The 268-nt window shown below is 72.4% G+C and carries 1 pseudogene; it reads left to right on the top strand.

The window, feature by feature from the left end:
* Positions 1 to 268 (top strand): annotated as a pseudogene (locus C1X29_RS28630) (ABC transporter ATP-binding protein); the annotation flags it as partial.

Below are 268 nucleotides of genomic sequence, written 5' to 3'. Positions count from 1 at the left end.
GGTGTGCACCGGCACGTGGGAGGTGCACGACCAGCTCGTCGAGCCCTTCGAGGGCGGCTACGCGGCCTACGTGCTGCAGCGCGTCGAGCGCGACCGGATGGCTGCGGCGAGCGAGGCGAAGCGCCAGAACCTCATGAAGAAGGAGCTCGCGTGGCTCCGCCGCGGCGCGCCCGCCCGCACCGCGAAGCCGAAGTTCCGCATCGACGCCGCGACGCAGCTCATCGAGGACGAGCCGCCCGTGCGCGATCCGATCCAGCTCGCGCAGCTC

Origin of the sequence: Pseudomonas sp. GW456-12-10-14-LB2, assembly GCF_002884345.1 — a bacterium.
In the GTDB taxonomy this organism is placed as follows: Bacteria; Pseudomonadota; Gammaproteobacteria; order Pseudomonadales; family Pseudomonadaceae; genus Aquipseudomonas; species Aquipseudomonas paraglycinae.
The sequence above is the reverse complement of the archived record's forward strand: the minus strand, read 5'-3'. Positions and strand labels throughout refer to the sequence as shown.